At 42.2% G+C, this 14,481-nt stretch carries 6 protein-coding genes and 1 pseudogene; 6 read left to right on the top strand and 1 reads right to left on the bottom strand.

Annotation, left to right across the window (positions count from 1 at the left end):
* Positions 1-141 precede the first annotated feature (141 nt).
* The 3 genes from FDF36_RS13485 (at position 142) to FDF36_RS13475 (ending at position 4,818) form a co-directional block, all read left to right on the top strand.
* Positions 142-1,497, top strand: coding sequence for a glucoamylase family protein (locus tag FDF36_RS13485; RefSeq protein WP_220391664.1), 1,356 nt, complete (start codon positions 142-144; stop codon positions 1,495-1,497).
* Positions 1,498-2,241, top strand: coding sequence for an SGNH/GDSL hydrolase family protein (locus FDF36_RS13480; RefSeq protein ID WP_220391663.1), 744 nt, complete (start codon positions 1,498-1,500; stop codon positions 2,239-2,241).
* Between the two features lie 138 nt (positions 2,242-2,379).
* On the top strand, positions 2,380-4,818 hold the full coding sequence (locus tag FDF36_RS13475) for a ligand-binding sensor domain-containing protein (protein ID WP_220391662.1): 2,439 nt from the start codon (positions 2,380-2,382) through the stop codon (positions 4,816-4,818).
* 150 nt (positions 4,819-4,968) lie between these two features.
* Here the strand turns inward: FDF36_RS13475 and FDF36_RS13470 are convergent.
* A pseudogene (locus FDF36_RS13470) lies at positions 4,969-6,640 on the bottom strand (hybrid sensor histidine kinase/response regulator transcription factor).
* Between the two features lie 364 nt (positions 6,641-7,004).
* On the opposite strand from FDF36_RS13470, the gene FDF36_RS13465 reads away from it, so the two are divergent.
* From FDF36_RS13465 to FDF36_RS13455, 3 genes are all read left to right on the top strand, one after another.
* Positions 7,005-10,358 (top strand): SusC/RagA family TonB-linked outer membrane protein, encoded by a 3,354-nt coding sequence (locus tag FDF36_RS13465; protein WP_220391660.1) that lies wholly within the window; start codon positions 7,005-7,007, stop codon positions 10,356-10,358.
* Positions 10,359-10,375: 17 nt separating this feature from the next.
* Positions 10,376-12,223 carry a RagB/SusD family nutrient uptake outer membrane protein gene (locus tag FDF36_RS13460; protein WP_005822846.1) on the top strand — a complete coding sequence of 616 codons (1,848 nt, stop codon included), beginning with the start codon at positions 10,376-10,378 and terminating at the stop codon, positions 12,221-12,223.
* Positions 12,224-12,573: 350 nt separating this feature from the next.
* Positions 12,574-14,481, top strand: coding sequence for a heparinase II/III family protein (locus tag FDF36_RS13455; protein WP_220391659.1), 1,908 nt, complete (start codon positions 12,574-12,576; stop codon positions 14,479-14,481).

Genomic DNA, 14,481 nt, shown 5'->3' with positions numbered 1-14,481 from the left:
ATAGAAATGAATTAATCTCACCACAGATTACACAGATTAACACAGAATTTTAATCTTAAATATCAACGGGATAAATAATTAATCTGTGAAAATCCGTGTAATCTGTGGTGAAACAAAAACCATTACAAACAAGAAATCATTATGAATACCCAACTTGTCACTCACAACAGCAAGCTCTTCTTCGTCCTCTTCGCTCTTTTTCTTTTTGTAGCTTGCAAGCCGAAAGAAAAGCCCTCGTCTGCCACATCACTGACAGATGACGCTTTGATGGATACCGTCCAGCGACGAACCTTCAACTACTTCTGGGATGCTGCCGAACCTAATAGCGGACTGGCACGCGAGCGCTATCACATGGATGGCGAATACCCGGCAGGGGGACCGGAGATTGTTACCTCAGGAGGCAGCGGCTTCGGCATTATGGCTATCCTGGCCGGTATTGATCGGGGATACGTCAGCAGGGAAGAAGGCTTACGGCGTATGGAGAAAATTGTCGGTTTTCTGGAGAAAGCCGACCGCTTTAAAGGTGCATATCCGCATTGGTGGAACGGAGAAACGGGACATGTACAACCTTTCGGACAGAAGGATAATGGAGGCGACCTGGTAGAAACAGCTTTCCTGATGCAAGGTCTGCTGGCCGTACATCAATACTATGCAGGAGGTTCAACCGAAGAAAAAGCTCTTGCGGCACGTATTGATAAACTATGGCGGGAGGTAGACTGGAACTGGTATCGCCGTGACGGGCAAAATGTGCTTTACTGGCACTGGAGTCCCGAATATGGCTGGGAAATGGACTTTCCGGTACACGGCTACAATGAATGTCTGATTATGTATATCCTTGCCGCCGCTTCTCCGACTCATGGAGTGCCGGCTGCGGTCTATCATGAAGGATGGGCACAAAACGGAGCAATCGTTTCACCCCACAAGGTAGAAGGCATCGAACTACACCTGCGCTATCAGGGCGGAGAAGCAGGGCCGTTGTTCTGGGCACAATACTCTTTCCTCGGACTCGATCCGGTGGGACTGAAAGACGAGTATTGTCCGAGTTACTTTAACGAAATGCGAAATCTCACATTAGTAAACCGTGAATACTGCATTCGCAATCCGAAGCACTATAAAGGCTACGGAGCAGACTGTTGGGGACTGACCGCAAGTTACTCCGTAGATGGATACGCCGCCCATGGACCGTTGGAACGTGACGACCGGGGAGTCATCTCTCCCACTGCCGCTCTATCTTCCATCGTCTATACACCGGAACAGTCACTGCAAGTGATGCGCCATCTGTATGAGATGGGAGACAAAGTATTCGGTCCTTACGGATTCTATGACGCTTTCAGCGAAACCGCCGATTGGTATCCGAAACGATATCTGGCCATCGACCAAGGGCCGATAGCCGTAATGATAGAAAACTACCGGACAGGACTGTTGTGGAAACTCTTCATGAGCCACCCCGACGTACAGAACGGATTGAAGAAACTGGGATTCAATGTAAAGAAATAAATGATAAAATCGATACTTATCGCTTTATGCACAGTTCTCCTCTGCTGGAATAACATTCCGGCGGAGGCACAAACCTCACAGGATTCGGTACGCTTCATCGGATATCTCACCGTCCGGCACACCGACCCTACAAAATGGATAACCCGGTATCAAGGCGAAATAGACCGATACCAAACGGAGAACCGGACACTGAAAGATACCTCCTGTGATGTACTCTTTTTGGGTAGTTCTTCCATTAACTTGTGGGATAATATCTACCGGGACATGGCCCCGCTAAAGATTCTCCGGCGTTCGTACGGAGGTGCCGCCCTTCGGGATATGCTCTACAATTACGATGTAATCGCCCGGGGATACCATCCCCGCAGCATTGTGGTTTACGTAGAAAATGATCTCGCAGGCACTCCCGAAGATCTGACTATCGGCGAGACATTCGACTTCTTCCGCCTGCTAACCGACCGCCTGCAACGGGATTACCCGGATATTCCGGTGTTTATTCTCTCTTACAAGCCTTCGCTCGCACGCAAGGAAATGATTCCGAAACATGAAATCATTAACACTTTGCTCGAAGAATATGCTTCGAAGACTGACGGACTCACTTATGTCGACGTAGCCTCTTGCTTGTACGACAACAATGGAAAGCTAAGAAAAGACATCTTTAAACAGGACGGATTGCACATGAATCAGAACGGTTACGATCTGTGGACTGCCATCCTGAAACCGAAAATACTGGAAAGCATCCGATAAACTTACGATTTCCTCCACAAGCCTCCCGATCTGTTGATAGTAGGAAGGTTTATTTCTGTTTATATACTTTTTTCATAGAGTTGATATACTAAATCTATCTGTTATTTATATATTTGCGTTCATAAATACGGAATAACTATGAATAAACACAAATTAGCCTTTTCTTTGATCGGTATTTTCATCGTTCAATTATCATACGCCGGATATTTTAAGCACATAGGTAGAGAAGAAGGTCTTTCGCAATCGTCCGTTATGGCTATTTATCAAGATAAACTGGGTAGAATGTGGTTTGGTACACGTGAAGGAGTCAACATCTACAATAGTAATAAGATGACTGTTTATAAGGCATGGATACAAAACGGAAATCAACCGGATCAGAAAATTCTGATAGGAAATGAGGTTAGTGCCATTACAGGGAGTCAAAACGGAGATGTGTTTCTGATTGTTGACCATGCTTTACTGAAATACGATATTCGTAAAGAGACTTTCGAACGTCTGCGTCAAGGATCTGTCTATGCTCTAACATCTCATGCCGGTGAGATATGGTGTGCCGGACACGACTCTATTTTCCGATACAATCCTCAAAACAATCAATTAGACTTTCAACAAAAGACAGGTATATCATCCATCAACTATCTGACGATAAATGGCAACAGGCTTTATATCGGTGCCAAAGAAGGTCTATATACCACGAAAAACAAAGGGGCGGTTCAATGCCTGATCCCTAAAGTAGATGTTTATCGTATTTTTCAAAGCTCCTGTCAGGAACTTTGGATAGGCTGCCGTACACAAGGGCTATACCGTATCAACCGGAACGGACGAATCAACCGTATTCCTTATGACCCCTCATCACCAAACGGCATTTCCAGCGAACAAATACGTGAATTTGTAGAAGATCAACAAGGAAATATCTGGTTCGGAACCTTCGACGGTTTACAAAAATATGATCCAAGCACCCAAACCTACAGCCTCATCAAGCAAGAACAACGCCCGGGAGGACTCAGCCATTCTTCTATATTTTCACTCTATCAAGATGTACAAGGCACTATCTGGATAGGTAGTTATTATGGAGGAGTCAACTACTTTAACCCGGATAACAACACATTCAATTACTACACTTATAATCCCGATCGTAGCGACTGTCTCAACTACCCGTTCGCCGGGGCCATGACCGAGGACAAAGATCATCACCTATGGATATGCACCGATGGTGGCGGATTGGCATGTTTAGACCGCCAAGCGGGGCATTTCAGGACTTACACTGCCGGAGGCCCCAACTCTCTGCCCCACAATAATCTGAAAAGTATTTGTTACGATCCTAAAAGAGACTGCTTATATATCGGTACACATATGGGAGGGCTCTCCCGGTTCGACCGCAAGACAGGACGTTTTTACAACTACCTTAATCACTCCACGAAAGGCAAAAAAGAGCCTAATGATGTTATTTTCCAAGTATCTTTCTATAACGACCAGCTAATCGTTTCCGCACGCAACGGAGTTTTCTCCATGAATCCGGATACGAATGAATTCCGCTTGCTTTATGACGGATATTACTATCAAACTTTCACCATTGACCCCAAAGGCTTTCTCTGGTTGTCGGCAGGTACTAACTTATATAGTATAAACTTGAAACACCCCGAAGAAGTTAAATCATTCAGCCTGCCTGCATCCATTGGACAGTTCGGTATCAGCAAGATTTTGAAGGGTAACAATCAATATCTTTATATCGCCACTTTAGGTTCAGGACTTTTTTGCTATAACGAACAAACTCAGACCTGCATCAACTATACTCCCGAACAGAACCAACTACTCAGCAATTATTGCTATAATCTTCTACAGACTTCGACAGATAACATACTTATCACAAGTGATCGGGGTATCACACTATTTAATCCAACCACCGAATCGTTCCGTTCCATTGAACTGGATAACGGACTGTCTCTCTCATCCATCATTAATGGATGTGGTGTATGGATGTGTAGTGACCATACTATATTTATCGGAGGTACAGGCGGGCTTAGTTCTTTTCTGGAGAAAGACCTGAACAAAGAATATCCCAAACCTAAACTCTATTTTTCAAGTCTATCCGTCAACAACGCACGGATAAGTCCGGATGACAAAAGTCGTATACTGACAGAAGGGCTCCCTTTTGTCCGGGAAGTAAATCTAAATGCCGCTCAAAATAACCTGACTATTGAGTTTGCTTCTTCCAACTATGTGGATATACTGAATAATACTTGGTATGAGTATCAGTTAGAAGGTTTTGACAAGCAATGGTCACTCACCTCACAAACAAGCCTGAAATACACCAACCTTGATCCTGGAGACTACGTGCTACACGTACGCCAAAAAGGCAACTCGCTGAAAATGCGCAAAGCACAAGAAATCTTATTACAGATACATATCAGCACTCCCTGGTATCTTACTTGGTGGGCATGGCTCAGTTACATCACCATCAGCATTTCAGTGACCTACTTTATATGGCGCGAAAAAAGTTCCAGAAGAACTTTGGCGATATTACAGCCAAAGCCCTCTTTTTACATCTATTCTCAGACTTTTTTTAATCCGGCTATCTAAACTGAACATGAGGCTATATTGACTATCCTTCATTATTAAATAATCTCTTTACCGACAATAAACTTATATTCAGATGAAGAATATCATAATAATATAAGTAATTGAGATTACATATATTGTTATGGCCAATGCCATCTATTAGTATTTTCTTTATCTGTTACCCAACTCGGAACATTTAAGATTTTCCCGGTGTAGTTCCTTTGCGATATTCTATCGGAGTAACGTTATATTGGTTTTTAAAACAACGGCTGAAATAGCGTGGAGAACCGAAACCTAATCTATCAGATATTTCTGCTACCTGTAAATAAGGTTCGTTCCTCAACATCAGCGATGCTTTTTTCAATCGGTGATTTAGAATAAATTCATTGGGTGTCATCCCTGTCAATGCTTTAAATTTTGTGTGTAACAATGTTCGCCCCATTCCAAGTTCCTGACATAATACACCAATATCAAAGTCTTCATTATCAATATGTTTATCTACCACCTTAATCACTCTATCCAAGAAACCTTTATCTATTGGATTAGCTGCCAACAGATTGATTTCTAAAATCTGATCTTTGGCAAAACGGCTTTGCATCAACAAGCGGTTACGAATCAAATTATTGCAACGGGTTATTAAGATTTTTGCATTGAAAGGCTTGGTGATATAATCGTCTGCTCCACGGCGTAGCCCTTCTATATTTTGATCTACAGTGTCAAGTGCTGTCAACAACACAACCGGAATGTGACACAGGTTTATGTTATTCTTTATTTTCAGACACATCTCCGTTCCTGTCATTACCGGCATCATAACATCACTCACTATCAAATCGGGAACTTCTGCAAAAGCCTGTTTTAGTCCCTCCTCGCCATTAGCAGCCGTCACCACCTGATAAAGTGATGAAAATATTTCTTTGAGTACCTGCAAAAGCTCCACATTATCTTCTACCAATAATACTTTCCGTTTCCCTTCCCGTTCATCTATCAAGGGAGTTTCGAATGTAGAATCATCCTTTTTCATAAAATTCTCATCCGGTATGGTATTCTCTTGTACCATAGGTTCCTTTTCCGGAGATTCCAGAAAAACGACTTCAGTATCCTTTTCAAAACAATCACGGGTTTTAGGTAACTTCACAATAAAACAGCTTCCTTCATTTAACTCACTTTCTACCTCAATTGTACCATGATGTAGCTGAATGATACTTTTCGTTAATGCGAGTCCGATACCAGTGCCAACATGAATCGCTTTATTCCGATTGTTCGCCTGATAAAAACGATCAAATATCCGTTCCTGTTCTTCTTTACTAATGCCATTCCCGGAATCCTTAACTGCAATAACAACCTGATCCGGCGTGGTAGAGGTTAATATGCTTATTTCTCCTTTATCTGGAACATGTTTAAAAGCATTCGAAAGCAAATTAAACAAAACTTTTCGCATTTGCCAGTCATCTATCCAAATAGAGACATCCTGCTCCAACAGTTTCAGATGGTAAGAAATGGACTTCTGAGAGGCATAAGCTGAGAAAGAAAGATAGACTTCCTCTAAAAATGTATTCAGACTTTGTTCCGATAGTTTTAATTGGATATAGTTCTGATCGAATTTCCGAAAGTCAAGCAATTCTGAAATTAGAAGTTTCATTTGTTGGGCATGCTTCCTTATCCTGAAAATACTATTATGCAAAGACGGAGGTATCGTATTCTTCTGTAACATAAGTTCTACCTGACTTATAATGAGAGTTAAAGGAGTACGAAACTCATGGCTCACATTGGTGAAGAATCGTAGTTTAGCTTGATTCATCTCTTCAATATGTTCCTTTTCAATACGTTCTTTCTCCAGCGACATCGCCAAAGTTCTTCTGGAACTTCTACTTAGTTAAGAACAATTAGTGCCTATATTGCGAACAAAAATAGCATAGAGGGGGTTCCTTCACGACATAGTTCAACCTTATCATTCATATTTTGTAAAGTTTAATAGTATATGGATAATGAAAAAGAACAAATTATGTCCAATATTTCTATCTGATTAAGCACTCTATCGCAAAATTTTGTACATAAAAGCCACATAGGAAATACGGATTAAGGCAGACTTCAAATTGGCTATGAATAATTAGTGCCCCTATTGAGAATAAAAGTATCACATCGGATCAGATCAGTTACCGTAGTTTTGCGATGTATTTAACACTTTTATTAACTCAATCTAAAGTATTATGAGAAAAAGCAAATTACATTTGCTACCCTTATCTTCTAAAAGGGTACTTGTAAGTACATCGTTAATAATGCTTTTAAGCGGTAGTGCCTGGGCTGTTTCTTCACAAGAGACAGTTGAAAACGGAGATGCGATCACAGCAGTCCCCCAACAGCGCAGAACGGTTAAAGGTATTGTAAAAGATGCAAATGGAGAACCGATTATCGGAGCTAACGTCATTGTGAAAGGTAATAAAACTATTGGCGTCATCACAAACCTGAACGGAGAATTTAGTCTCGAAGTACCGTCCAACGCAACACTGCAAATCTCTTACATCGGCTATCTTAATAAAGAAGTCAAAGTAAGTGGCAACCAGGTGTCTTTCAATATCCAACTGGAAGAAGACAGCAAAACACTCGATGAGGTAGTAGTGGTAGGATATGGCACACAGAAAAAAGCAAATTTAACAGGTGCCGTATCTTCCGTTGATTTTGAAGAACAAACTAAATCACGCCCCATTACGACAGTATCTTCGGCATTAGCCGGTCTAAGTCCGGGACTTCAAGCCAGTTCAGGTTCGGCAATGCCGGGAGAAGATAACACGACCTTACGGGTACGCGGTAACGGTACAATGAATAATGCCTCACCTTTGATTATCATCGATGGTATGGAAGGTTCATTGAATGCCATTAACCCTCAGGACATAGAAAATATCTCTATTCTAAAAGATGCAGCTTCTTGTGCTATTTATGGTGCCCGTGCTGCCAACGGAGTCATCTTAGTCACAACAAAAAGCGGTGATCGCGACAAGATACAGGTAAACTATAGTGGACGCGTCTCTTTCAACAGCCCGACACGCATGATAGAAACGATGAGTAACTATGCGGATTATATGGAATTAATGAACGAATCTTGCGAAAATGTTGGCTCCGGCACTCTTTTTGACCAAAAGTATATCGATTTGTGGAGAGAGAAATCAAAAGATCCCAATGGAGTAAACGAAAATGGTGTTCCTAATTACATCGCATACCCAAATACCAACTGGCTGAAAGAACTATACTCAGGAGGTATGATACACGAACATAACCTTTCAGTCTCAGGAGGATCTAACAAAATTCGTTTCTTATTGTCAGCCCGTTATCAGGATAATGAAGGTATTGTAGACAATACAGCCAACAAAACCTACTCTGTACGTGCCAATATTGAAGCCAACCCAACTCAATGGTTAACTTTAGGTACGCGTACTTATGCTTCACAAATGGATCGTGAAGTGGGTGACTTTAGCAATGCCAATACTTTCCTCCGACAATCTACAGCCGGTACTTATCCCGAATGGAACGGAAGTTTCGGCTACCCGGAATGTCCGGACGAACGTGCAACAGCCAATAACCCGCTATATAAACTGGCACGGAATGATGGCTTCAAACGCTACAACCGTTTCAACACGACCCTGTTTAGTAAGGTCAAGTTCTTTAAAGATCTTAGTTGGGATTTCAACTTCAATTACAACCGTTACATCTACGAAACCCGCCAATGGGGAGTACCCGCTTATCAGACACGTTTCAGTGACGGGGTAATTGTCGATGGTATCACTCCTCCTTCTCAATTAAGCACAAGTTTCGGTTATGAATCCAATTACTCTTATACATTGGAAAACCTGTTAAACTACCATCATACATTTGCTCAGAAACACGATGTATCCGCATTGTTAGGTTATCAGGAATTCTACAAGAATTACTATACCGTAGATGCCGCAAAGAAAGGTTTGATCGACGAATCACTGAATCAGTTTGATGAAGCAACCGAAATGACAAGTACCAAAGGTGCAACCCAGGATTATGCCACACGTTCTGTATTCGGACGCGTGAACTATGCATATAATTCCCGGTATTTATTTGAAGCAAATTTCCGTTATGACGGATCCTCACGTTTCCACAAAGATCATCGTTGGGGATTCTTCCCTTCCTTATCAGGTGCATGGCGCATCTCAGAAGAAAGCTTCATGGAAAATACCCGTACCTGGCTGGATAATCTGAAAGTCCGTGCATCCTGGGGTAAATTAGGTAACTCTGAAATTGGTAACTACGAATACATGTCGGTATACAGTACCACCAACGCAGTATTTGGAAATGCCTTAAATTCTGCATTGTATATGGGTGCCATCGCCAATAGCTTACTGAAATGGGAATCTACCACCTCTGTCAACTTTGGTATTGATGTTAATTTATTAAAGAACCGTCTGAGCATAAGTGCCGACCTGTATCAAAAGAAAACTGACGGTATCTTATACCGCCCGACTATTCCTTATGTATTCGGAACAATGACTGCCCCCCGTCAGAATCTCGCCAAAGTGAGCAATAAGGGAGTCGAGTTATCACTGGGATGGCGTGATAACATAGGAGGGGTAAGCTACTCTATTAACGGCAACTTCTCATACAACAAAAGCAATATAGATGCCTATAACGGCTCTTATGAAAGAACATGGGTAGAAGATCCGAGTAACAAACTGACCGGTGGTAAATGGGAAGATAATATCGGTAAAGTGTCCAGTGGTGGCACAACACCTATTGTTGAAGGCCGCATGATGAACGAATACTATTTACGGAACGTTTATCATGGCAATGGCTCTTACTACAATGCAGATGGCAGTGTAAACCCTCAAGGAGGACCTAAGACCGGTATGATCCGTACAGAAAAAGATATGGCATGGGTAAAAGACATGATCGCAGCCGGATATGAATTTCAGCCGGGCAAGACGGTTGCCAAAAACAAGATCTGGTATGGTGATTACATCTATGCCGACTCCAATAATAATGGAGTATATGGTGACGATAACGACTATACTTTCCAAAAAACATCCAATAAGCCCAAATACAATTTCGGTTTTCAGGCCTCTGCCGCATGGAAAGGATTCGACCTCTCTATGGTATGGGCAGGAACTGCCGGATTCAGCATATATTGGGGGGCAACCACAGGATACAACGCCGCATCTACAGAATGGGGTAGCACTATCGCACAACGGGTTGCTGAAAATCATTATTTCTACAATCCCGAAAACCCGGACGATCCACGTACCAACATCAACGCGAAATATCCGCGTATGGCCTATATAGACGGTTATGTACAAAATCGTCATGGAAATACAACTTTATGGCTATACAAAGGTGATTACATCAAATTGAAGAACCTGTCTTTAGGTTATACTCTACCGAAAAACTGGGTTTCAAAAATCGCTATGCAGAATGCACGTGTTTACGTTTCAGCTGAAAATCTGCTGACAATTACCGGATTTGAAGGCCAAGACCCGGAATCTGCTACCGGTATGGGCTATTCTCCGTTTAGAACAATTGCAATAGGTGCCAATATAACATTCTAAATAAATCTTGAAATCTTATGAAACTATTAAATAAATTATTCATATTAACAGCCACAGCAATTGCTATAAGCAGTTGCCAGGGAGATTTACTGGACACAAAGCCATATGATAAAGCATCATCGGGCAGCATGTGGAGTAATGAAAACTTTTGTACTATGGGAGTAGCATCTATCTACGCCACCCTACGCGAGGGATATGTAGCAAAAGAAGCTTATCTAATGGAGGCATTCAGCGTGGGTGCAACCTGCCGCGACAACGATTATCCACTGCTGGCCGGTACAGCTTCTATCGGTTCCGGAATATTCTCAGACTATTGGAAACAACATTATGCAGGTATCTATCGTGCCAATGATGCCATTGTACATCTACCCGATGCACCGATAAGTGAAAGCGTAAAAGGTAAATTATTATCCGAAGCAAAAGTATTGCGTGCGTTTTATTATTACAAACTGAATGCAGTCTTCAGGGGTGTTCCTTATTATAATACGCCTATGGAACTTGATCAAGCAGACAAACCACGTGAAAGCGAAGAGAATATATGGAATTTCTGCATACAAGATTTAACCGACGCAATAAATGATCCGAATTTCCCCGACCGTATCGCTGCCGGTAAAGCAGAATGGGGTCATGTCACCAAATCAGTGGCTTATGCATTACGTGGCAAAATCTATCTATGGACCAAAGAATGGAGCAAAGCGGAAGCAGATTTCCGTAAAGTAGGTGAACTGGGACATTCATTATTTCAGGATGGTTACAAGCAACTCTTCAAAGAAGCTAATGAACAGAGTGATGAAGCTATCTTCTCTTTGCAGTGTATCGATAACAATGGCAGCACTTACGGAAATTCCATGAGCTTCCGTTATGGTGGCCGTACTACATTCGGTTCTTGCTGGAACACCATGTTGGCCAGTGTGGATTTTGTAGAAACCTACGAAAATATAGACGGCAGTAAATTTAACTGGGATGAATACATTCCTGGTTTCTCAAGCTTAGATATTAAAGACCGTGAAGTATTCTTCTTGCGTAATACTGATCCGGCAACAGTAAAAGCACAGTATCGCGAAATCGGCTTTGACGGTACGGAAGAGGCATTGGACGATATGGTAAAAAAAATAAAAGCAAAAGTAGACGGACGTCTGGAAAAGCTGAGTGACAAGGCAAAAGCATTCTATCTGCCGGCAGGAAACGAGGCCCGTATTAAAGCTGCTTATGACAGCCGAGATCCTCGTTTAGCCCAGACTATCATCACTCCATATGCTACATATGATGGTTCCGGAAACAGCGTAGACCACACCTTCACTTCACGCTGGCCTTATTATGGTGCCGACACCGATTATCCTTATGACTTACGCACTGACACCCAGAGCCATTTATACTATTTGTTCCGCAAATTTGTTGCCGAAGGTTCAAGTGAAATGACCAATCGCGAACAATCTCCGATTGACCTGCCAATTATCCGCTATGCAACTGTCGTCATAGGATTGGCTGAAGCATTGAATGAGCAGGGCAAAACCGACGAAGCCATCGAATGGTTGAATAAAGTACGCCAACGTGCCGGTGTTGCACTGTTGAACAGCAATACTGCCACCATGGTCCAGGGACAGGAAGATATGCGCATTCGCATCCAGAATGAATTCCGCTGGGAAACAGCAGGTGAAGGAGTTGACTTTTACGAAGAACTCCGTTGGAAAACATGGAAAGAAAGTAAGTTTAATAATGCTGATGGTACAGCCGGGATGAAAGATGTATGGGGTACTGTCACCTATCCTTATACATGGGGAGGAGACCAATATTATGTATGGCCAATCCCAAAACATGAAACTGATATGAACAAATCACTGACTCAGAACTCGGGCTGGAATTAAACAAATACGTTTAAGCTACTGATTCTTATAAACCAAAGGGCTGTGTCAAAACTCTTTTCGCCACAGATTACACGGATTATCACAGATTATCAACATAGATAATCAATGACTTAAAATTCACTCTGTGTTACTCAGTGTCTTCTGTGATGAGTTTCGACACACGCCCTCTATTCCATCTGAAAAGAAAGTTCTAAATAAACTCTCTTATCGACTTTTCCTCTTTTGAGGATTGACTCCCTCAAATATCCAACTAAAATAGAAAATTTATATAGCATTAAGAACCATTTAGTAAGATGAAATAGCAATAAATTTTGTTACTTTGCCTACGTTAAAATCTTAATTTTATTACGATGAAGAAATTATTAATATTCACTCTCTTGCTATGCTGTACTGTAAGAGCCCTCAGCTATACAGAACGGAACTATCTTCAAAAACAAGCCAGCGTAAGCAGTTTGCAGGAAGTGCTTATATTAAATCAACAATGGGTCACCTATCCTGCTTATACCGACCGAACCGGATGGGACACTTTTTTAGGCTCTTTCAAAAATGAATGTATCCTTCGCGGAGAGAAGCAGTTGAATTATCAATGGCAGGTTGTGAAAGCAACTGATTATATGGAGTTTGAACGCAGCGGCAACCGTAGCGTCATGGAAACTCCTTTCGCCAACAATAACAATGCCATAGCCGACCTGCTACTCGCTGAACTCGCAGAAGGGAAAGGGCGATTTATCGATCAGCTGATCAACGGTGTATATCATTCCTGCGAGATGACTTCCTGGGCATTGGCCGCCCATTTGAATGCACAACAGTCTCACCGCTCACTGCCCGATTTTAAAGAAAACATCATAGACCTGACAGCAGGTGACCTGGGCTCTTTACTCGCATGGACCTATTATTACATGCATCAAGAATTTGACAAACTCAATCCTGCCATATCCGAACGTTTACGGCATACGCTTCAACAGCGTATACTGGATCCTTATATGAATAACGATCACTTCTGGTGGATGGCAGTGAACTATAAACCGGGAATGATGGTCAACAACTGGAATCCTTGGTGTAACAGCAATGCCTTAATGTGTTTTATGCTGCTTGAAAATGATAAAGAAATGTTAGCGAAGGCAGTATACCGCAGTATGGTTTCGGTAGATAAATTCATCAACTATACCCATACCGACGGTGCATGTGAGGAAGGTCCCTCCTACTGGGGACATGCCGCCGGGAAAATGTTTGATTATCTGGAATTACTGTCAGCCGTTACCGGAGGAACTGTCTCCATCTTCGATAATCCCATGATAAAGAATATGGGCGAATATATATCACGTTCATACGTGGGCAAAGGATGGGTGGTTAATTTCGCTGATGCCTCGGCGAAAAGCAGTGGAGACGCTCCCTTGATATTCCGGTATGGCAAGGCTGTAAACAGTAACGAAATGAAAGGATTCGCTGCTATGATTAACACCAATAAGCTTCCTTCCGGACGCGATATATACCGTACGCTTGCTACTATAAAAATTGCGAACGAACTAAAAGAAACTCAAGCGGCACATCTCACTCCCCCATTCTCCTGGTATCCGGAAACCGAATTCTGCTATATAACTGACAATAAAGGAAACTTCCTGGCTGCTAAAGGAGGATATAACGACGAAAGCCATAATCATAATGACGCAGGTACCTTCTCTTTCTGGATAGACCAAACTCCTTTTCTTATCGATGCCGGAGTAGGGACCTATACACGCCAGACATTCAGCAAGGATCGCTACACCATTTGGACCATGCAGAGCAATTATCACAATCTCCCCCTGATTAATGGCGTCCCCCAGAAATACGGAGCAACATACAAAGCAACACAAGTACAGGCTGACAAGAGGAAAAACACATTCACAGCCAATATAGCGACAGCCTATCCGGCCGAAGCAGAAGTGGAATCATGGATACGTTCCTATTCACTTCAGAAAGGACAATTACGGATTTCAGATTCTTTCCGTCTGAAGACAGCCAAACAGCCTAATCAAATCAATTTCATGACATGGGGGCAGGTGTGTACGGAAATACCGGGAAAAATTCAATTGGAAGTAAAAGGAAAGAAAGCCGTCATAGAATATGATAAACAACTGTTCGATGTGAAAACAGAAATAATCCCATTAACAGATCCCCGGCTATCCAATGTATGGGGTAAATCGATTTGTCGCATTACACTCACAGCAACAAACATTCATAAAACAGGAAATTATTCTTTTACCATAAAAAAACAATAA

The organism is Bacteroides fragilis, from assembly GCF_019583405.1.
Lineage (GTDB): Bacteria > Bacteroidota > Bacteroidia > Bacteroidales > Bacteroidaceae > Bacteroides > Bacteroides fragilis_B.
This window is presented reverse-complemented; position numbering and strand designations above follow the sequence as displayed.

Bases quoted from the DNA above. Each gene is read 5' to 3' on its own strand.
- FDF36_RS13455 (WP_220391659.1), top strand. From the start codon at position 12,574: ATGAAGAAATTATTAATATTCACTCTCTTGCTATGCTGTACTGTAAGA.
- FDF36_RS13475 (WP_220391662.1), top strand. From the start codon at position 2,380: ATGAATAAACACAAATTAGCCTTTTCTTTGATCGGTATTTTCATCGTT.
- FDF36_RS13485 (WP_220391664.1), top strand. From the start codon at position 142: ATGAATACCCAACTTGTCACTCACAACAGCAAGCTCTTCTTCGTCCTC.
- FDF36_RS13480 (WP_220391663.1), top strand. From the start codon at position 1,498: ATGATAAAATCGATACTTATCGCTTTATGCACAGTTCTCCTCTGCTGG.
- FDF36_RS13460 (WP_005822846.1), top strand. From the start codon at position 10,376: ATGAAACTATTAAATAAATTATTCATATTAACAGCCACAGCAATTGCT.
- FDF36_RS13465 (WP_220391660.1), top strand. From the start codon at position 7,005: ATGAGAAAAAGCAAATTACATTTGCTACCCTTATCTTCTAAAAGGGTA.